The 19989-nt window shown below is 26.7% G+C and carries 21 protein-coding genes; 7 read left to right on the plus strand and 14 right to left on the minus strand.

All coding sequences use genetic code 11. The annotated features are described in order from the left end of the window. The first annotated feature begins 12 nt into the window (after window positions 1–12). The 4 genes from accD to lexA all read left to right on the plus strand — a co-directional run bounded on the left by accD (window position 13) and on the right by lexA (window position 4487). Window positions 13–861 carry an acetyl-CoA carboxylase, carboxyltransferase subunit beta gene (gene accD / locus I4U66_RS10245; protein WP_092925863.1) on the plus strand — a complete coding sequence of 283 codons (849 nt, stop codon included), beginning with the start codon at window positions 13–15 and terminating at the stop codon, window positions 859–861. A gap of 139 nt (window positions 862–1000) precedes the next feature. Next, window positions 1001–1954, plus strand: a complete 954-nt coding sequence (locus tag I4U66_RS10250) for an acetyl-CoA carboxylase carboxyltransferase subunit alpha (protein WP_195928834.1) — start codon at window positions 1001–1003, stop codon at window positions 1952–1954. Window positions 1955–2607: 653 nt separating this feature from the next. Next, window positions 2608–3756, plus strand: a complete 1149-nt coding sequence (locus tag I4U66_RS10255) for a tyrosine-type recombinase/integrase (protein WP_092925869.1) — start codon at window positions 2608–2610, stop codon at window positions 3754–3756. 101 nt (window positions 3757–3857) lie between these two features. Continuing rightward, window positions 3858–4487 carry a transcriptional repressor LexA gene (lexA, locus tag I4U66_RS10260; protein WP_092925871.1) on the plus strand — a complete coding sequence of 210 codons (630 nt, stop codon included), beginning with the start codon at window positions 3858–3860 and terminating at the stop codon, window positions 4485–4487. Window positions 4488–4554: 67 nt separating this feature from the next. Here lexA and deoD read toward each other — a convergent pair whose 3' ends face one another. Further along, window positions 4555–5268 (minus strand): purine-nucleoside phosphorylase, encoded by a 714-nt coding sequence (gene deoD / locus I4U66_RS10265; RefSeq protein ID WP_092925873.1) that lies wholly within the window; start codon window positions 5266–5268, stop codon window positions 4555–4557. 214 nt (window positions 5269–5482) lie between these two features. Between deoD and I4U66_RS10270 the strand changes: the two genes are divergently transcribed. Beyond that, complete coding sequence (locus tag I4U66_RS10270; RefSeq protein WP_092925875.1) at window positions 5483–5887, plus strand: DUF4829 domain-containing protein; 405 nt, start codon at window positions 5483–5485, stop codon at window positions 5885–5887. Between the two features lie 34 nt (window positions 5888–5921). On the opposite strand, the gene I4U66_RS10275 is transcribed toward I4U66_RS10270, so the two are convergent. Both I4U66_RS10275 and I4U66_RS10280 read right to left on the minus strand, forming a co-directional pair. Next, on the minus strand, window positions 5922–6545 hold the full coding sequence (locus tag I4U66_RS10275; protein ID WP_092925877.1) for an OmpA family protein: 624 nt from the start codon (window positions 6543–6545) through the stop codon (window positions 5922–5924). Further along, complete coding sequence (locus I4U66_RS10280; RefSeq protein ID WP_092925879.1) at window positions 6535–7935, minus strand: MotA/TolQ/ExbB proton channel family protein; 1401 nt, start codon at window positions 7933–7935, stop codon at window positions 6535–6537. Before I4U66_RS10280 ends, I4U66_RS10275 begins: the two co-directional genes overlap by 11 nt. A 539-nt stretch (window positions 7936–8474) precedes the next feature. Between I4U66_RS10280 and rluF the strand changes: the two genes are divergently transcribed. Both rluF and ymfI read left to right on the plus strand, forming a co-directional pair. Continuing rightward, complete coding sequence (gene rluF / locus I4U66_RS10285) at window positions 8475–9179, plus strand: 23S rRNA pseudouridine(2604) synthase RluF (protein ID WP_092925881.1); 705 nt, start codon at window positions 8475–8477, stop codon at window positions 9177–9179. A gap of 77 nt (window positions 9180–9256) precedes the next feature. Next, the gene (ymfI, locus tag I4U66_RS10290) at window positions 9257–9997 is read left to right on the plus strand and encodes an elongation factor P 5-aminopentanone reductase (protein ID WP_092925883.1); all 741 of its coding nucleotides are present in this window, start codon (window positions 9257–9259) and stop codon (window positions 9995–9997) included. Window positions 9998–10076: 79 nt separating this feature from the next. Here the strand turns inward: ymfI and I4U66_RS10295 are convergent, their stop codons facing one another. The 11 genes from I4U66_RS10295 to I4U66_RS10345 all read right to left on the minus strand — a co-directional run bounded on the left by I4U66_RS10295 (window position 10077) and on the right by I4U66_RS10345 (window position 19979). Continuing rightward, the gene (locus I4U66_RS10295; protein WP_092925885.1) at window positions 10077–10436 is read right to left on the minus strand and encodes a hypothetical protein; all 360 of its coding nucleotides are present in this window, start codon (window positions 10434–10436) and stop codon (window positions 10077–10079) included. An 81-nt stretch (window positions 10437–10517) separates the two neighbouring features. Further along, window positions 10518–11183: a glucosaminidase domain-containing protein gene (locus tag I4U66_RS10300; protein WP_176698680.1), complete on the minus strand. Its 666-nt coding sequence runs from the start codon at window positions 11181–11183 to the stop codon at window positions 10518–10520. A gap of 193 nt (window positions 11184–11376) precedes the next feature. Next, window positions 11377–12621 (minus strand): peptidase U32 family protein, encoded by a 1245-nt coding sequence (locus I4U66_RS10305; RefSeq protein ID WP_092925889.1) that lies wholly within the window; start codon window positions 12619–12621, stop codon window positions 11377–11379. A 184-nt stretch (window positions 12622–12805) separates the two neighbouring features. Beyond that, complete coding sequence (gene proC, locus I4U66_RS10310; RefSeq protein ID WP_092925891.1) at window positions 12806–13627, minus strand: pyrroline-5-carboxylate reductase; 822 nt, start codon at window positions 13625–13627, stop codon at window positions 12806–12808. Between the two features lie 158 nt (window positions 13628–13785). After that, window positions 13786–14679: an HD domain-containing protein gene (locus I4U66_RS10315; RefSeq protein ID WP_092925893.1), complete on the minus strand. Its 894-nt coding sequence runs from the start codon at window positions 14677–14679 to the stop codon at window positions 13786–13788. A 42-nt stretch (window positions 14680–14721) separates the two neighbouring features. After that, window positions 14722–16692, minus strand: a complete 1971-nt coding sequence (locus tag I4U66_RS10320; protein WP_092925895.1) for a [FeFe] hydrogenase, group A — start codon at window positions 16690–16692, stop codon at window positions 14722–14724. A gap of 105 nt (window positions 16693–16797) precedes the next feature. Continuing rightward, window positions 16798–16938, minus strand: coding sequence for a hypothetical protein (locus I4U66_RS10325; protein WP_166505387.1), 141 nt, complete (start codon window positions 16936–16938; stop codon window positions 16798–16800). 153 nt (window positions 16939–17091) lie between these two features. Beyond that, window positions 17092–17763, minus strand: a complete 672-nt coding sequence (locus I4U66_RS10330) for a response regulator transcription factor (RefSeq protein ID WP_092925897.1) — start codon at window positions 17761–17763, stop codon at window positions 17092–17094. 19 nt (window positions 17764–17782) lie between these two features. Next, window positions 17783–18058 carry a hypothetical protein gene (locus I4U66_RS10335; RefSeq protein ID WP_092925899.1) on the minus strand — a complete coding sequence of 92 codons (276 nt, stop codon included), beginning with the start codon at window positions 18056–18058 and terminating at the stop codon, window positions 17783–17785. Between the two features lie 79 nt (window positions 18059–18137). Then, a complete protein-coding gene (locus tag I4U66_RS10340; RefSeq protein ID WP_092925901.1) occupies window positions 18138–19073 on the minus strand; it encodes a dipeptidase in 936 nt (311 codons plus the stop codon). 90 nt (window positions 19074–19163) lie between these two features. Continuing rightward, entirely contained in the window at window positions 19164–19979 is an 816-nt protein-coding gene (locus tag I4U66_RS10345; protein ID WP_092925903.1) for an Mrp/NBP35 family ATP-binding protein, read from the minus strand. Between the last annotated feature and the right edge of the window lie 10 nt (window positions 19980–19989).

Consider the following 19989-nt stretch of genomic DNA (forward strand, 5'->3'; position numbering starts at 1 on the left):
GGAGAAATCATTATGATTAAAAAATTTTTACCATCTAAAGAAACTAAATATATCACAGTTTCTCTAGATAATAAATTTAAAAAGAATAGTGTAGATGATAAATTTTGGATATATTGTGAAGGTTGTAATGATCATGTTTTTAAAAAAGATATAGAGGATAATTTAAATATATGTCCAAAATGTGAAACACATTATAGTATTAAAGCTAGAGATAGAATAAGTTTAATTTCTGATAATGGTACTTTTAAAGAGTTTATGTTTAAAATTGACATTCAGGATCCATTAGAATTTCCGAATTATTTAAATAAACTTAATAATTACAAGGAAAAAACTAAAGAAGATGAAGCTGTTATTTGCGGCACTTGTAGTGTAAATGGAATAAAAATAGTTTTATGTGTAATGAATCCAGATTTCATGATGGGAAGTATGGGCAGTATTGTTGGTGATAAGATAACATATTCTATAGAATATGCAGCTAGTAATGATCTTCATATAATTATTTGTACGGCCTCAGGAGGGGCTAGAATGCAAGAAGGAATGGTATCATTAATGCAAATGGCTAAAACTTCTCAGGCCATTTCTAAGCTCGAGGAAAAAGGATTATTATATATAAGTTTATTAACACACCCTACAACTGGCGGTGTTAGTGCTAGTTTTGCTATGCTTGGAGACATAATTTTATCTGAACCAAATACATTAATTGGCTTTGCAGGTAAGAGGGTTATAGAACAAACTATAAATCAAAGGCTTCCTAATAATTTCCAAACTTCTGAATTTTTACTAGAGCATGGATTTATAGATAAGATAGTTAATAGAAAATATTTAAAAGATACATTATATACTATACTTTCACTACATTAAATAAATAGATATAAATTAGCGAATAAATACAAAAAATTTATTCGTTAATTTTTTAGAAATAAATATTAAATAAATGAATATTTACATTTAAGTTGAATATATAAAAATTTAATTTAAGATATTTCTATGGAGGAATAGAATGGATATAAATACTATTGAGATAAATAAAAAAATACAGAAATTAAAGGTAGATATAAATAATTTAACTGAAATATCCAAATCTAATCAAATAGATTTAAGTAATCAAATAAGAGAATTGGAAGAAAAACTAAGTAAATTAAAAGATGAAGCTAATGTTAATTTATCACCTTATGAAAAAGTTTGTTTAAGTAGAGATATAAAAAGACCTACAACAAAAGATTACGTTGATAGAATTTTCTCTAATTTTATAGAACTTCATGGAGATAGGCTGTTTAAAGATGATTCATCTATAATCGGAGGAATAGGCAATATAAATAATTTTAAGGTTACCATTATAGGTCATCAAAAAGGAAATGATGTTCATGAAAATATTAAAAGAAACTTTGGGATGCCTCATCCAGAAGGATATAGAAAAGCCCTTAGGCTTATGAAACAAGCTGAAAAATTTAAAAGACCTATAATTACATTTATAGATACACCGGGGGCATTTTGTGGTATAGAAGCTGAAGAACGTGGTCAAAGTGAAGCTATTGCAAAAAACTTACTTGAAATGAGTAAACTTAAAGTACCTATCATATCCTTTATAATCGGGGAAGGGGGAAGTGGAGGAGCACTCGGAATTGGTATTGGAAATGATGTATGTATGTTGGAACACTCAGTTTACTCGGTAATTTCTCCTGAAGGACTGTCGAGCATATTATTTAAAGATTCCTCTAAAGCTAAAGAAGCTAGTGAAGTAATGAAACTTACTAGTAAAGACTTATATGCGCTTGGTATAATTGATAAAGTTATAAAAGAGCCATTAAACGGTGCTCAAGAAGATGTGGATTTAGTAGCTAACAAAATAAAAGAATTTATATTAGATAGACTTGATTACTATGAAAAACTTACTGAAGCTGAAATAGTTTCTAAAAGATATGATAAATATAGAAAAATCGGAAAATGCTTGTAGATTTAAAAAAATATACCTATATGATAAATTTAATTATATAGGTATATTTTATTTTGTATTATAAAAAAATACACTAATATAAATTCATTTAACAAATTTATCTATTATGCATGCAGATTTATTAAATTAATATTAATAATAAAAATTAAAATAAATTTAATATTGATAATTGGAAGTAGTGGTATATTTATAAATCTTTAAGATTTAACTAGTCTTTAAATGTATATTTAAGGAATAGTTATTATAATTAATAATATTATGCATATAAATTTATTAAATTTAGCAATTTGTACCTATGCTTATATAGATTTAATTAATTTATATTTATTTGCTAATACTCTTTTTTTGTTTCTATATATTTTGTTTATAAATAGTTTTTCATATTGCATTTTATAGTTATCTTTCTTAAAGATATATTTATACATTAATATTAAAGCTTAAAGATATATTTATACATTAATATTAAAGATTTTTCATCTAATATATAAGTATATTTAATATACTTTATTTTAAGCTTCAAATGCTTATACTTAATCTCTTTACAATGTAATTTGTAAGTAATACTTAAATTTTAGGAATAGTTGAAATACGAAAAACCTAGTGTTATTATATTTTATAGTTATAATAACTTTTCATTTTATAGTTGGAGGTAAATTTTGAAAGATACAAAAATATTAAAAATACATAATAAATCAGATAAACCAGATAACATCGTCATACGTGATAACAATCTTATAGAAGAATGTATAATAATAGAAAAATCATTGCCTAATTTTATGAAAGATTACTTTGTTTATTTAAAAGGATCTGTATCTGTCTCTACTAGACATGCATATTTAAAAGATATAAAATTTTTCTGCAATTACTTAGTTGAATCTCAAGAACTAACAATAGCTAAAGAAATATGTGATATTACCTTAGAAGAATTTAATTTAATAAAAGCAAGAGATGTAAACTTATTTTTAGGTGATTATTGTACTAGATACTATAAACATACATCCCAAGATACAACTTTAATTTATGAAAATAATAATAGAGCCCTTGCTAGAAAAAAATCATCTCTCTCTACTCTATTTAAGTTTATGTTTAGAAATGAACAATTAGACAGCAACATAACTGATGGCTTTAATCCAATTAAACTTCCTAAGCCTCAACCAGATGCTATAAAAAGACTCGACATAGATGAAGTCGCTAAAATGCTTGATTCTGTTGAAAATGGTTATGGATTAACTGATAAAGAAAAAGTTTATTGGAGGAAAACTAAGCTTCGTGATAAGGCTATTTTAGCTTTATTTGTTACTTATGGACTTAGATTAAATGAGCTCAGAGAGCTAAATATTTCTTCTTTTAACTTTTCTAGGGGTGAATTTAAAATATATAGAAAAAGAGGTAAAGAAGTCTTGATGCCAATTAACCATACTTGTGAAGTCGTTGTTAAGGATTATATTTATAATGAGAGGACAAAAAGTGAATTATTGGCTGAAGAACACAAAGATGCTTTATTTTTATCTTTACAAAATAAAAGAATTACACCAAAAGCTATCAGACAACTTGTTAAAAAATATACGTCTATTTCTATGGAAACATCTAGAGATAGTGGTTATAGCCCTCATAAACTTCGTGCTACTGCCGCTACTTCTCTAATTCAAAATGGTTTTTCTATATATGATGTACAAAATCTATTAGATCATGACAATGTCACTACTACCCAGCTTTATGCTGCACATAAAAAACATGTTAAAAGAGATATTGTAAATAATTTTGAATGGATAGATGATAAAAAAGAAACTTCTTTAGACTAAATAGTAAATACTTCTTATTTCGGAACGAATGTTTGAGAAAAGGGAAACATTGTGCTACAATATAAGTATAATGCAATAATTGACTAGGAAGGAGAGATTTTATGTATATAGATTTGAGTAGCAAGCAAATATTAATATTAGAATTTATAAAAGATCAAATAGCCTCAAAGGGGTATCCACCATCAGTTAGAGAAACATGTGATGCTGTAGGGTTAAAATCAACTTCTACTGTACATGCACATTTAAATAAGCTTGAGAAATTAGGGTATATAAGAAGAGATGCTACTAAGCCAAGAGCTATAGAAGTTTTAGATAAAGCTGGATTCGAATCAGATTTTCCTACACCAGAAATGCTAAATCTTCCTCTGGTTGGACAAATCACAGCAGGGTTACCAATACTTGCAAAACAAAATATAGAGGAGTACATAACATTACCAGCTAATCTAGTTAAAGGTAGCAATAACTTTGTTTTAAAAGTTAAAGGTGATAGTATGGTTAATGCAGGTATTTTAAATGGAGACTATGTTATTGTGGATAGAAAAAATACTGCTGTTGATTCTGAAATAGTAGTAGCCCTTATTCACAATGAATATGCTACAGTAAAGACATTTGAAAAAGATGGAGATGTTATTAGGTTAATACCTCAAAATGATTTTATGGAACCAATAGTTCTAACATCCAGAGATGTACAAGTTATAGGCATTGTTACAGGTGTGTTTAGAGTATTATAATAAATTTAAGTATTTATAAGTAAAAGATATGGTATTATAACCATATCTTTTACTTTTGATTTAAAATTTAAGCTAATTCTAATGCGATTTCCATCATTTTTGTAAATGCTACTTGTCTATCATGAGATGAACACTCTTCTCCTGTAAAAGGACAATCTGATATTGTAAGTATAGTAAGTGCATTAACTCCTGCTCTAGCAGCATTCATATAAAGACCAGCTGCTTCCATTTCTACACATAGAACCCCCATCTTCTTCCATTTTTCTAAATTACCTAGTCCTGTATCAGAATAAAATACATCACTTGAAAGTATATTTCCAACAGTTACTGTAGTCCCCTTATCATTAGCTATATTTACTGCTTTTTGTAGTAATTTATAACTTGCTATTGGAGCATATGTACCTGGTAAATTATATTGTGATGCAAAGTTTGAATCGGTACAAGCACCCATACCTATTACAATATCATGTAAATTTAAGTTTTCATTTATTGCTCCTGCTGAACCAATTCTTATAAGGTTTTTAACTCCATAAAAGTGTATTAATTCATAAGAATAAATCCCTATTGATGGTATACCCATACCACTTCCCTGTACAGATATTCTTCTCCCTTTATAATAACCTGTATATCCAAACATCCCCCTAACAGTGTTATATTCTACTACATCTTCTAAAAAGTTTTCCGCTATAAATTTAGCTCTTAGCGGATCTCCAGGAAGTAATATAGTTTCTGCTATATCTCCTAGCTTTGCATTATTGTGCGCCGTTGGTGTATTATTCATATTTTAACCTCCTTAAAACATTAAGTATTAACAAATTTTAACTTATAATTTATTTTTAGCTTATATGATAGTATACTATAATTAAGTGCACCTTTTCTAGGCATAAATACCTGAATTTAAGCATTAACTTAATTAAAATTGTTAATTAGGAGGTGATTTCATAAAAAATAAAACTAAGAGTAACCAGACATTAGCATTACTACTTTTAATACCTATGCTTATATTTTCTTTTTTAGCAACAATAAAATCTGAAGGTATAGAAAAAAATGATAGCTCTAGAGAAGTTGTAAATGAATATTTTAACTCAATCAATAAAAAAGACATATCTAAAATAAATCAAATTATTACAGATCAAGATGAAACTAATTTATTAAGTTCTAAATTAAATTATATAGACAAAATTACATTAAAATCACTAGAAAGAGAAACAAACAACAGTTTATTAAAGTCATATACAAAATATAGCAAAAAAAGCATAGATAATATTAGAATCTATAAAGTTAAGTATAAAGTTGATTATACTGCTCCTAAAAATATAAATAGTACATATGAGTCTTGGATATACCTTTGCCGAGATAATCATAGTTCTAAATGGTTAATAGATGTTTTTGATATGTAAAATTATAAAAAGGTGGTTTATATCCACCTTTTTGTTAATCAACATCAATTTCATACATTAACTCTACTCTTCTTGATGCATCTTTATTTATAGTACCGTCGGTATTTTTTATAAGCTCAGCCTCAGATCTACCTATAGCTTCGATATCCTTTAATACCTTATCTTTATATTTATAATCTCCAATTTCCTCACCTACTATAAATGTAGCTACACTATAAGCCCTTTTTTGGGATAAATCTAGATTGTATAAATAACTCCCAACATCATCTGTATGACCTTTTATTACTATTTTTGATATATTACCCTCATAATTACTATAAAGAGCTTCTACGTACCTTGGAATAAATATTTTAAGCATTTCTTTGGCTTCTTGTTTTAACTCATAACTATCTACATCAAACAATGTACTTTCTCCAAAGGTTACTAATCCGCTCTTTTCATCAATCAATACATTTAATCCATTATCTTTTAATGTGTTTTTAACTGAATCATTTATACTTTTTGCTAAATCTTTTTCAACTGAACCCGTTATAGATTCACTACTAAAAAGTATGAGCATTATAACCATTAGTACAGTTGCTATCATATCTGTAAAAGTTGGCCAAAAGCTACTCTTCTCAAACTCTTTATTAATAGTTCTTCTGTATTTATTTATCATCTTTACCATCTCCAATTAATTTATTTAAAGATGATTTACTTAATTTATTTCTTTTTTTTGAATCTATAGATATGAACTTATTTTGTCTTTTCTTTCTTAATACATCTGAAGTCCTTAATAACTCATTAGATTTACTATAATTAGAGTTACTTTCTTCTATATCATAAATTTCTTCTTGATTTTCAGTCTTATATCTATCTTCTTTCATATAATCCATAGCAACAGCTTCTTTATAAATTTCTATGTAATCAAATATCATATTCAATTTTTCATCTATATCTTGACTTGAAATTGCTATTACAGATGCTAAATGTTTTATTGTTTGATCTAGGTTTATTTGCTCTTTGTTTATGTTACCTTGCATATTAGATATATTTTTTTCATAGTCTACAAGCTTAACTAATAAATCTTGAGCAGTTCTTTCATATAAAGCAAAGTTAGCAGATAAGCTTCTTAAAAATTCTCTCATTTTATATTGATTTTCAACAGACTCATTTATGTTTTTAGAAGTAAGCTTTATATCTAATAATATTTCTTTATTTATATCCTCTTGAACATCATATTTATCAAATAATTTATTAAATCTTACATTCAATATATTAAATTGTTTATCTAATTTTCTAATATCTTGATCAAATACTTTTATAGAGTCTGAAGATCCTAGAAGTAAGTTCTCTAACGTCTTTATACTGTTTATAAATTCTTTATTAAATCTATTTAAATCTTTTGATATATCATCAAACTTCTCTATAGATTCTATTGATTTACTAATTTGCTTTATAGTATCTTTTACCTCTTCTATTTTATTATCTAAGTCTTTAGATTTATTATGAGTTACATCAGAAGTTAGTAAATTTTCGCATTTTAGCATAAACATAGTTAATATTTGTTCACAATCATTACGAGAAAGTATAGTATTTAATACAATAGAGCTAACTATTCCGCAAATACTAGTTATAAACGCAGTTTGCATCGAACTTATAGTCTGAGGAAGTGAATTTATTATATCGCTAGTATTTATACTTAAAAGCATTAACGAAAGTCCAACAAATGTTCCTAATACACCAAGCAATATACAGTTAGATGATGAGCTCTTTATCGATTTAATATTATCAAGTACATATCTTTTTTTAAATGTTAAATTGGAACAAACTTCCTCAATAAATGTAGTTATATTAACTTGAGCATGACTATTTTCTAGTAAGTATAAATCATATTTCTCTTTTATAGATTTATATTTCATACTTCTTTGGTTATGCTCATTTAAACTTATATAATCACTATTTATATAATTATATAAAGCTTTATTTAAGATTACATTTATAATGCTATAAATAAGTATTACTAAAACAAAGAAAACTGTTAATATATTTATAAATAAACTATTCAAAACTTCTCTCCTCCCTTAATATTTATATAATTATATATATGTACTAGCCCAAAATAAAATTCAAAAAAATAAAGTGACTTAAACCTAAGTCACTTTATTAACTATCATAACTAGCCTACATTAAGTTAAATTATTGGTTTTATCTTTGAAAAAGCTATATAACTCTTGTCTTAAGATTATTGTAGGGAGTTTTTAATAGTGTTACTAAATACTATGAAAAATTTCTGTAATTTGTTACTATAAAAAATAAATTCAAATCGAAATATATAAATATATATAATTCGTATGTTTACGTATGTTTATAAGAAAGTTAAAAATATAAACTCGAGTTTTTTTGCCATTTATACATATATTATTATTTAAATATTGTTATATAATTCGTTTTTAAGAATCCCCCTATATTTTAAAAATGTATTATATAAAGACTATCATTATATTAATTAAACATATTTAAGTCATCATTTGTACCTTGATTAACATATTCAACTGTAATATACTTTAAAAGTATTATTTAAGATGAAGAAACAAAGGAGAACGATATGAGGCTAAACAATTACATTAGCTCTACTGGAATGTGTTCTAGGAGAGAAGCTGATAAATTAATACAACAAGGAAAAGTTTCTATAAATGGAAAAATAGCCAAAATAGGTCAGCCTGTTGAGGTTAATGATATTGTAAAAGTTAATGGAAAAAGAATTACTCCTAAAAAGAATAATGTATATATAGCATTAAATAAACCTGTTGGTATAACATGTACAACAGAACGTCATGTTAAAGGTAATATAATTGATTATATAAACTACCCAGAAAGAATATTTCCTATTGGAAGACTTGATAAACCATCAGAGGGATTAATACTTTTAACAAATGATGGATCTATCGTAAATAAAATATTAAGGTCTGAAAATAATCATGAAAAAGAATATGTTGTTACAGTTGATAAGAATATAAATCAAAAATTTATAGAAAAAATGAGTTCTGGCGTTAAAATATTTAATCCTGTTAATAATAAATGGGTTATAACTAAAAAATGCCATGTTAGTAAAATAAATGATCGTACATTTAAAATTATATTATCTCAAGGATTAAACAGACAAATACGTAGAATGTGTGAAGTGTTTGGGTATAATGTTGTAAAATTAAAAAGAGTGAGAATAATGGATTTAACCCTAAAGGGAATACCCACTGGAAAATGGAGAAAACTAACAAGTAAAGAAATGGATAATATATTACAAAAATTATAAAGTGTAGGTTTATATAGATTTTACAATCATATAAATTTTTTCTTTTAAAATAGACTTAAGAAAGGTTAAAACTAAATATGAATAAAAAAACAGTTTTAATAACAGGTGCCTCTAGGGGTATTGGTCGTGAAATGGCAAAAGTATTTGCTAAAAATGAATATAATGTTTTAATAAATTATAATAAATCAGAAAAAGAAGCCAATGAACTTTACGATGAACTAATCTCAAAAGGATATTCAGTAGTTTTATATAAGGCAGATATATCAAATCCTTTAGAAGCAGATGCAATGGTTAAGTTTTGTATCGGTACTTTTGAAAGAATTGATGTACTTATAAATAATGCTGGAATAACTGATTATAAGATGTTTACAGATACAACTAATGAAGATTGGAATAATATAATAAATACAAATTTAAATAGTGTTTTTTACACTACTAAATCTGCAGTAAAATATATGTTATATGAACATAGTGGTAAAATAATAAATATATCTTCTATCTGGGGAATGGTTGGAGCATCATATGAGGTAGCATATTCTACATCGAAAGCTGCACTAATAGGTATGACAAAAGCTTTAGCAAAAGAATTAGGACCTTCTAATATTCAAGTTAATGCTATAGCACCTGGAGTTATACAAACAGATATGTTAAATGGTATACATGAAGATGTTATTGAGGATTTAAAAAATGAAACTCCATTGTTAAGATTAGGCACTCCGCTGGATATAGCTAATTTAGCTTTATTTTTAGCTAGTGAAAAATCAAATTTTATAACAGGCCAAGTTATAAGTTCTAATGGTGGATTTGTAATAAATTAGATAGATTCTATGTAAAATACTTATTTATGATTATAATTAATCTAAAGTATTTTACATAGATTTTACACTTTAAATTAATTTATTTTAGAAAACCAGCATCTTGATTTGTCATAACCTCTTTCGAAAAGCATAATGGACATGTTATTTCTTCATTTGTATAATCTATAGTATAAATACTTCCGCAAATAGCGCACCTAAATTTACAAATAGTATTTACTTTTTCCTTTGTCTCACATTGAGTTATTTTTATGGGAATATCTTCTATGATAGCTATTGTTACTTTTTTTCTAATATCTAATATTAGTTGTGAAATTTCATTTAAAGATAAATTAAATTGCTTAGAACATTTTTTTAAATCAAATTGTTCTAGATTTATAAACTTTAATATATCTAATTCTCTAGATGTTATCTCTATATACTCAGCCTTTTCATGTTGCATAAATTATCCTCCTATCTATAAATATATATAATATCTTATGATTAATATATATTCTTATAAGCTAATACATTAGATATATTTTTATTCATTTGCGTAAAGTTTTTTATATACATCTAAGAATCCAGAAGCTAATTTATCTACCTTTACTTCCCACTCCTTATTTTTTCCTTCATCAGGACAATAATGTATCTGTACATCATCTACAGATACCCCTTCATAATAAATAGCTCCTTTTGTAAGGTAGTTTTTAGCAAGGTGCTTAGCGGTATATAAGACTGATTCATATTGAGTAGAAAATAATTTTCCCTTCGATTCATCTGTATAGACTTCAAATCCAGTTAAATTATTATCTTCAACAGCTCTTCTTGATGTAGCAAATCCACTTTCAAGAGCTACTATAGCTGCCATTGTAAATGCATTTACACCATAAAGTTCCTCGGCATCGATAAATGCCTCTGAAAGATGAATCATAGTAGATGCACCTTTATAATTCTCAAATACATTCTCAAGTTCTTCTTTTTTTACTCCACTTTCAACAGTAATATCTTCTCTTTTATAGGTAATATTTGAGGCTCTATTTTTTTCTATGAGCCTTACATTTTCTTTATTTAAATTTTCTTTAGTACTAGATAGAACATAGCTTTTTATTTTAATATTTTCGTTCACTTTCTCATTTGATGAAGATATAAATATTATAAATGAAACTACAAGTATACATATTACAATAGATTCTTTAATAAATTTCATACTATTTTTCTCCTTATTGAACAATAAATATTGTTTTAATATATATTCAACTCTATAATTTGCATTCCCTTTATATAATTTAATACAAAATTTTGCTATATACTTCATCTTTAATCTTTAATATATATTTTTTTCAAATAAAATGTAAATAAAAAGTCCTAATAAATTAATACTAGGACTTTTTATTTACATTTTATTTAATTGTTCTTATATTTACAATTGGTTTTCTTAACATATAATCTTTATCTACTTTAACATCTAACTTCATTTTAACAATTTGTCTTGCATGTGGAGCAGATTCTATCTCTTCACCATCTTCATTGTACATTTCAAGAATTGTTGCATTAACTGTTTCTTTAAATGGACCTATAACTTCTATTTTATCTAACACATTCATTTTGTTTCTTTGCTCTACTATATAAAGGCCAGTTTCTTCTTCATAATCTCTAACTATTCCTATAAAATCATAATTTCTTATATATGAAGCCGAATCATAGTTGTGTGCTTTTTCGCTTGGTCTATCAATGAAAAATCCAGTACTATAATCTCTATGACTTCCTTTTTTAAGTTCTTCTAGCCACATAGGATTAAATTTCCAATCACTAGGGTTTTTGTAATACTCATCAAGTGCCATTCTGTATGCTCTAACAGTAGTAGCCACATAATACGCCGTTTTCATTCTACCTTCTATTTTTAAGCTTGTTATACCACTTTCAATTATTTGTGGTATGTATTCTATCATACATAAATCTTTTGAATTAAAGAAAAATGAAGAATCTATTTCATCTACAACTTTTTCATACTGACCAGGATTAACTTCATCAACTAAAGTATATTTCCATCTACAAGGTTGAGCGCAAGCACCTCTGTTTGCATCTCTTCCTGTTGTATAATTACTTATAACACATTTTCCTGAATATGACATACACATAGCTCCATGAACAAAAGCTTCTATATCCATATCTTCAGCAGCATTGTCTCTTATTTCTTTTATTTCCTTAAATGATAATTCTCTAGCCATAACTACTCTTTTAGCACCTTCTTTATACCAAAAGTTTGATGCTAATGAATTAGTTGTACTAGCTTGAGTACTAATGTGTATTTCCATGTTAGGTATTGTTTCTTTAACTATAGTAAATATACCAGGATCACTTACAATAACTGCATCTACATTTATTCTATCTAATTCTAATAAATATGCTTTTAGTTGGTCTAATTCTTCATTTCTTGGTATTATATTTACTGTAACGAAAACTCTCTTTCCTCTTTCATGTGCAAATTCTACACCTTCAGCCATTTGCTCTATAGTAAAGTTTTTAGCAGCCGATCTCATGCCAAATATTTCTCCACCAAGATAAACAGCATCTGCACCATAAGTAAAAGCTATTTTTAATCTTTCTAAGTCACCTGCTGGTGCTAGTAATTCCACTTTATTCATATATGTCTCCTTAATCTTTTATATCTTTATTTTAATTTAATTAAATTAATTTATATTTATTATAAAATAATTATAATGGGGATTTAAACTCTGTAGTTCTACTTTATTCTACATAATTTACCTAAATATAAATTTATAAAACTTATATTAATATTTTATACAACTATTCATTATACATTATAATTTATTTTTTAGAAAGGTCAGCATTACTCATTTTTTTTGACTTATCAATACAGTTATCTATTGCTTTTATTATAGATTTCCTAAAACCTTCTTCTTCTAAAGATTTTACAGCTTCTATAGTAGTTCCTCCTGGAGAGCACACCATATCTTTTAATTCACCTGGATGAATATTTGTTTCTAATACCATCTTAGCCGCTCCCATAACAGCCTGAGATGTAAATTTATAAGCCATATCCCTTGACATACCATGAGATACGCATGAGTCTGCCATAGCCTCTATAAACATAAATACATATGCAGGAGATGAACCACTCGCTCCTATAACAGCATGTATTAAGTTTTCATCTACTACTTCACTTTTTCCAAATGAATCAAAAATACTCTTTACATCTTTTAAATCTTGATCCGATATATTTTTATTTTTACAAAGTGCACTCATACCTTCGTTTACAAGCGCTGGAGTATTTGGCATAGTTCTTATTATTTTTTTATCATCGCCTATTATATTTTCTATAGAGTATATAGTTTTTCCAGCTGCAATAGTTACTATTATTTTATTATCTATTACGTCTTTAATATTATCAAGTATTATATCATATATATTAGGTTTTACAGCAATAACAATTATGTCTGACCTTAATACAACTTCTCTTGAATCTTTTGTTGTATTTATATTAAATTCATCTTTTGCATTATTTAAAGTATTTTCACTTAAAGCTGACGCATATATGTTTTCAGGTCTAATAAGCTTTGAATTTATAATTCCTTTAATCATAGCTTTAGCCATATTACCACAACCTATAAATCCTATTTTTTTATTCATATCATTCTCCTTATGTTTTTATTTATATATAAACAAGTATAACAAATCATTGATATTATTACATGCAGATTATATAAAAAATAAAGTCACAAGTTTTACTCGTGACTTTATTTTTAACAAAATTTCATATGGTTTTTAATTTTAGAATTATTTATGTTTTATAAATAAAGCTTTGTTTCTAGCCTTCTATCATACTCAGACCATTCATCATCGCTTGTATTATCTTTTATTTGAACTATCTTATTCATAGTAGCATCGACTGAATCTGCATAATTTATTATAAATGATTCTTCCATGTTAGCTGGCCTTGGAGAACCATATTCTATTTTACCATGATGTTGAGTTACACATCCTTTTATTCTTCTTATAAAGTCTTCACTAAATGTATAATCTATATTATTAAAAGCTCTATCTAACATTTGTACTCCAATTACTATATGTCCTTCTAATTCTCCTTGTAGAGTATACTTAAATGGACCATGGTATTCAAGTTCATATAATTTACCTATATCATGAAGCTTAGCACTTAATATTGCTATTTCTTTTCTTTTGCAAGAGTATCTTTCACATAACACTTTTGTCAAGTACATTACATTTAAAGTGTGTTCAGCAAGACCTCCTATATAATTATGATGCATGGATACTCCACCTATAGCTTCTTTAAATTTATTTAAAAATTCTTCATCTTTGAAAAAATAATCATTTAATAGTTTACCTTCTGTAGATATTATATATTTTTTTGATATTTCTTCTATTTCATTTAGTATATTTTCTATAGGCTCTTTAGTTGTTGGTAAATAATCCTTGAGGTCATAATCCTTAATTTCATCAAATTCTTCTATATCTAATATAGAATTCTTCTTACAATCTATAGATAAAACTTTACCTAATGGTACTCTGTAAGGAAGTTTAGCTTTAATATGACCACTTTTATCACTCATATTAAATACATATTTATTACCATCCCTATGAAGATATTTCATAACCATAAGAGAGGTTTTTATTTGTTCATTATTTTTAATATCTCTCAAAAAGATTTTTTTATTACCCATAAAATTCACTCTTTCTTTAAAGATCATTATTTAAGTAAGTTTCTATTCTTCTTTACTTGCATCAGTGTTTTCATCTTTTCCTCTTTTTACCTTCACAAAGTATTCAGTATGAAGCAATTCATGTGCCTTATGGCTTAATGGATGATCTAAGTGATTGTCGTAGATTGCTCTTACCTTAGGATTATCTTTGGATACTCTAAGGTCTAATGATCTATCTATGGAATTTAAACCTTCAGCTCTTTGTTGAAGAGTTTCAAGTCTTTTTTTAGCTTTAGGTTGTCCACCTCCACCAACACATCCATAAGGACATGCCATTATTTCAATAGCATGAAAAAATTCTTCTTTATTTCTTATTTTATCAAGGAGTTTACCAGCTTCTCTTAAACCATAGGCAATACCTATTCTTAATGTTAAATCATTAACTTTAACTTCTGCTACCCTTAGACCATCCCATCCTCTAAGAGATTCAAATTCAACTTTTTCTAGTTTTTTACCAGTCATATTTTCATAAAGAGTCCTAGTCGCAGCTTCTATAACTCCTCCTGTTCTACCAAATATTATTCCTCCTCCTGTGTAGTCACCCAGTACCGAATCAATAGGAGAATCCTCTATTTGACTTAAATCTATATTTGAATCTTTAAATAACGTCATTAATTCACTAGTTGTTATAACGTAATCAACGTCATAATTAAGATCACGTGAAAACTCTGCCCTTGAAGCTTCGTATTTTTTTGCTATACAAGGCATTATAGAAACCAATGTTACCTGGTCTCTTTCTAGCCCTTTTTCTTTTGCCCAAATATCTTTTGCAACCGTTGCAAACATCTGCATAGGTGACTTAGCAGATGATGGTACGTCTAACATATCAGCATAATTTTGTTCTATAAATTTAACCCAAGCAGGACAACAAGATGTAAGTATTGGAAGTCTTACACTTTTATCACCTGAGTAATATTTTTCAATTCTCTCTTGAAGTTCAGCAGCTTCCTCCATAATAGTTAAATCTGCAGCCCAAGTGGTATCGAATACATAATCTACGCCAATCTGTCTAAGCGCCGATGATATTTTATTTTCCACATTAGTACCAGGTTCAAGTCCAAAAGCTTCACCTATTGCAACTCTAACAGCAGGTGCCATTTGAGTTATTACTAACTTATTTGGTGTAGCTAGATCTCTTAAAAATCTAAAAGTATTATTTCCTGTAGTTATAGCATTTACTGGACAAGCAGCTACACATTGTCCACAGTGGGTACATCTTGTATAATCTATGTAATGTCTACTTTTTCTTTCTCCTTCAATACAATCAACCGGACAAACTCTTTTGCAAGCTCCACATCCTATACATTTTTTAGTTATAGATAGCTTTATAAGATGGTTACACTGAAATGTATAACATCGGTGACCTTCTATATGTTCTTTTATCTCATCATAAAACTTATCTATAATTTCTTCCATTATATTGTGTTTTTGATTAACTTTTTCTTTTACTGTACTTGCAAGTCTTCTTAGAAAGAAAATATCTCTCATATTCGCTCTACCTTTGCTGATTCTATCAAGTAGCTTCCACATTCTTATTATCTCTTTTTTAGCAACTAAATAGTTATCTAAACTACCATCTTGCATCTTACCTAAAAGATAATCTATATAAAATTTAGCATATTGTATTATACAGTCTTCGTCAGAAAGAATTATTATAGTTTGACTTGTGTTTTTATCAAATAATTTAAAATCTAATTCTTGATCTAAATTATCTTCAGTTATAAATCCTCCAAATGGCATACCTAGTTGTGCTGCTTTAAATCCACTATCATTTAATAGCCCTCCTGCCATAGTTATTATTTCAGCAAGTGTTGCACCTTTAGGAACTTCTATTATACCTGGAGAATTAATTTTTCCAGAGATAGCAATTCTTCTTTTACCTTCTTTTGTTAATTTTTTTAATTCTTCTTCACTAAAAACGCTAAATACAGAACCAAGTGAACTATGTATTATAGTTTGTCTTTCATTTGCCATGTCTGCACCTCTTATATAATTTTTATAATTTACTATTTAATTTTCCCGTAAGTTTTAATCTTATTCTTTAAAAAGATAAAATAAAAACCTGATGCTATCAGGTTTTTATTTTATCTTTTCTATTAATTTTTTTAGTAATATCTGTTTTATTTCATTATTTATATTTACAGATTCTTGGGGTTTCTTCTTTGAATTTTTCTGATTTATCTTTTTAGTCTTAGAATTTTTGTTGTTTTTTTTAGACATTTTACCCCTCCATTTTATAATTTTCTTTTAGTATATATATATTCAAAAAAATATATATAGTTACATAAAACAAGATAATCTGTCGTTTTAAAAAACATATATAATATATTTTAAGTATAATAAAAAAAGTGCAACTAAATTAGTTACACTTTTTTATTTCATTATATACCCAAGTCCTCTTCTAGTCTCTATATAATCCTTAAGACCTATTTCTTCTAATTTTTTTCTAAGTCTATTTATATTTACAGATAGTGTATTATCATCAACATATAAGTCTGAATTCCACATGTAGTTCATTAATTCTTCTCTAGTTACTATTTTCTCTTTGTTTTTTATAAGGTAAGATAATATCTTTATATCATTTTTACTAATTTCTAAAGAACCTATAGATGATTTTACAGTTCCCTTTGATAGGTTTAAACTTAAATCCTTGAATTCAAGAATATCCATATTTTCTGAATCATTATAAACTCTTTTTAATACAGAACTTATACGTGCTAAAAGTATTTGTGTATTATAAGGTTTAGTTACAAAATCATCTGCACCTAAATTTATACTCATAAGTTCATCTACTTCATTGTCTCTACTTGTAACTATTATTATTGGTATATTAGAAATTTTTCTTATCTCTCTACATATATAAAATCCATCATATATAGGTAAATTAATATCTAATAATATCAAATGTGGTTTTTCATTTTCTATATCCTTTATTATATTTTCAAACTTGTCTGATGCAAATACTTCATAACCATATCTATTAAGTAATGCTTTTAACTCTTCTCTTATAGTCTTTGAATCTTCTATAATCATTAGCTTTTTCATATTTTGTCTCCTTATATGACTACTTAACTTCAATTATACATACATTAGTCTGTGGTGGTATACTTAAGGTCATAATGTTAGAATGATATGCGACTACAAAGTCTCCTATATTTAAATCTTTAACAGATATTTCATTATACTCGTTATCTAGTATTAAAGTTTTATCAGAATATACAAGCCTTGTATAAGTGTATATATTACCTGGCTCTTCGCCTATAGTTATAAATATATACTCACCGTTTTCAAAACTAGTTATATCAATTATAACTCCTTTTTTATAGCTAGCATATTTCATAATATACCTCCTAAAACTCATTTTAATGTATGATATTCTTTAGATTTATATTATGTTAATCTATTCTTTTTAAAACTTTCTAGAGAACATCCTTTATAACTCTTAATGCATTTTTATACATCATTTTATCGATTTCACATTCTTTAAATCCAGCTTTTTTTAGTGAGTAATAAAGTTTTTCCATTTCACCTATATCATAAACTTCGACTGCATTTTCTATTCCATCAAAATCACTTCCTATAGAAATTACATCTATTCCACCAATATTTGCTATATGTTTTATATGATATATTATATCATCTATTTTAGTTATGGAGCTTTTTCCTGTAAAATAACTACAGAAATTTATTCCCATAACACCACCACTATTTGCTAATATTTTTATCATATCATCACTTAGATTTCTAGTTACATTAGTTATACTTCTAGCATTTGAATGTGATGCTACAAATGGCTTTTTAGATATATTCGCTACATCATAAAACCCTCCATCATTTAAATGAGAGACATCTATTATCATATTAAGTTCGTTCATGCATTCAACTACTTTTTTCCCAAATGGCTTTAAAGAATTGTATCTAAAATCGTGATTATTATGAGGATAACCTATTTCATTTTCATAATTCCAAGTTAATGTTATTAATCTAACACCTTTATCATGTATTTTATATAAATTATCTATATTTCCATTTATAGCTCCTCCTTCTTCGATTGAAAGAATTGCTGATATTTTATTATTATTAATATTAGATACTATATCCTGATAACTTGTTACTAGACCTATATACTTCCTATTTTTAATTATCTCTTTATTAAATTTTTCATACATGTCTTCAAACCTTTTATATGGATCTAACCTATATTTATTTAGGTCAAAATATAATGCAAATACTTGTAAAATAGAATTTGATTTTCTTAACTTTTTTATGTCTACAGAAAAATTATTTTCATATAAATCTTTATCTTCTTCCAACAATCTATCTATTGTATCACAATGTAAATCTATAAGCTTCATAATAGTCATCTCCCTTATCTTAATTATATATTAGATTATAGATTTAAAATAAAAATAAAGCTACTAATTTAGCAGCTTTATTTTTATTAATTATTTTATATTATTCACTATACCTGTTAGTATACTATCTAATTCCATACTTATTTCATTTACTCCATTGTGAGTTATATTTATTATTTCTTTAGTCATAGGAAGTTCTCCAAGTAACTTTAAATTCATTTCACTCAAGAATTTTTCAGTTTCTTCTCCTTCAAATAACTTTATTTTTTTATCGCAATCAGGGCATTGTATATAGCTCATATTTTCAACTACACCTAATATATCAATATTTAGCATTTTGGCCATATTAACAGCTTTGGCAACTATCATTGATATCATATCTTGAGGAACTGATACCATTACTATTCCAGTTAAAGGAATAGACTGCATAACAGTTAGTGCTACATCTCCTGTACCTGGAGGCATATCTATTAATAAATAATCTAAATCTTCCCACATAACATCCCTATAAAATTGCTTTACAGTATTTCCTATTAATGGACCTTTCCAAACTATTGGCTGATTTTCATTATCTACCATGTAGTTTACAGACATAGTTTTTATATTTTCTTTAGTTATTACAGGGTATATATCTTTACCATTTGGAGATATAGCTCTCTCATTTGATACTCCCATAAGCCTTGGAATACTAGGTCCTGTTATATCAGAATCAAGAATCCCAACCTTATATCCCATTTTATTTAATTTCTTAGCAAGTAGTGCTGTTACAGTTGATTTACCAACGCCACCTTTACCACTCATAACACCTATAACTTTTTTTATATTATTTTTTGGATTATTTTCTATATTACAAGTAGATTGGCTCTTACAACTTGATTTTGATGGACATGAACTACAATTTGACATTTGTATCCTC

The organism is Romboutsia sp. D33t1_170424_H2 (assembly GCF_015669105.1).
In the GTDB taxonomy this organism is placed as follows: Bacteria; Bacillota; Clostridia; order Peptostreptococcales; family Peptostreptococcaceae; genus Romboutsia_C; species Romboutsia_C hominis.

Bases quoted from the DNA above. Each gene is read 5' to 3' on its own strand.
- accD (WP_092925863.1), top strand. From the start codon at position 13: ATGATTAAAAAATTTTTACCATCTAAAGAAACTAAATATATCACAGTT.
- I4U66_RS10250 (WP_195928834.1), top strand. From the start codon at position 1,001: ATGGATATAAATACTATTGAGATAAATAAAAAAATACAGAAATTAAAG.
- lexA (WP_092925871.1), top strand. From the start codon at position 3,858: ATGTATATAGATTTGAGTAGCAAGCAAATATTAATATTAGAATTTATA.
- deoD (WP_092925873.1), bottom strand. From the start codon at position 5,268: ATGAATAATACACCAACGGCGCACAATAATGCAAAGCTAGGAGATATA.
- I4U66_RS10270 (WP_092925875.1), top strand. From the start codon at position 5,483: ATGCTTATATTTTCTTTTTTAGCAACAATAAAATCTGAAGGTATAGAA.
- I4U66_RS10275 (WP_092925877.1), bottom strand. From the start codon at position 6,545: ATGATAAATAAATACAGAAGAACTATTAATAAAGAGTTTGAGAAGAGT.
- rluF (WP_092925881.1), top strand. From the start codon at position 8,475: ATGAGGCTAAACAATTACATTAGCTCTACTGGAATGTGTTCTAGGAGA.
- ymfI (WP_092925883.1), top strand. From the start codon at position 9,257: ATGAATAAAAAAACAGTTTTAATAACAGGTGCCTCTAGGGGTATTGGT.
- I4U66_RS10295 (WP_092925885.1), bottom strand. From the start codon at position 10,436: ATGCAACATGAAAAGGCTGAGTATATAGAGATAACATCTAGAGAATTA.
- I4U66_RS10300 (WP_176698680.1), bottom strand. From the start codon at position 11,183: ATGAAATTTATTAAAGAATCTATTGTAATATGTATACTTGTAGTTTCA.
- I4U66_RS10305 (WP_092925889.1), bottom strand. From the start codon at position 12,621: ATGAATAAAGTGGAATTACTAGCACCAGCAGGTGACTTAGAAAGATTA.
- proC (WP_092925891.1), bottom strand. From the start codon at position 13,627: ATGAATAAAAAAATAGGATTTATAGGTTGTGGTAATATGGCTAAAGCT.
- I4U66_RS10315 (WP_092925893.1), bottom strand. From the start codon at position 14,679: ATGGGTAATAAAAAAATCTTTTTGAGAGATATTAAAAATAATGAACAA.
- I4U66_RS10320 (WP_092925895.1), bottom strand. From the start codon at position 16,692: ATGGCAAATGAAAGACAAACTATAATACATAGTTCACTTGGTTCTGTA.
- I4U66_RS10325 (WP_166505387.1), bottom strand. From the start codon at position 16,938: ATGTCTAAAAAAAACAACAAAAATTCTAAGACTAAAAAGATAAATCAG.
- I4U66_RS10330 (WP_092925897.1), bottom strand. From the start codon at position 17,763: ATGAAAAAGCTAATGATTATAGAAGATTCAAAGACTATAAGAGAAGAG.
- I4U66_RS10335 (WP_092925899.1), bottom strand. From the start codon at position 18,058: ATGAAATATGCTAGCTATAAAAAAGGAGTTATAATTGATATAACTAGT.
- I4U66_RS10340 (WP_092925901.1), bottom strand. From the start codon at position 19,073: ATGAAGCTTATAGATTTACATTGTGATACAATAGATAGATTGTTGGAA.
- I4U66_RS10345 (WP_092925903.1), bottom strand. From the start codon at position 19,979: ATGTCAAATTGTAGTTCATGTCCATCAAAATCAAGTTGTAAGAGCCAA.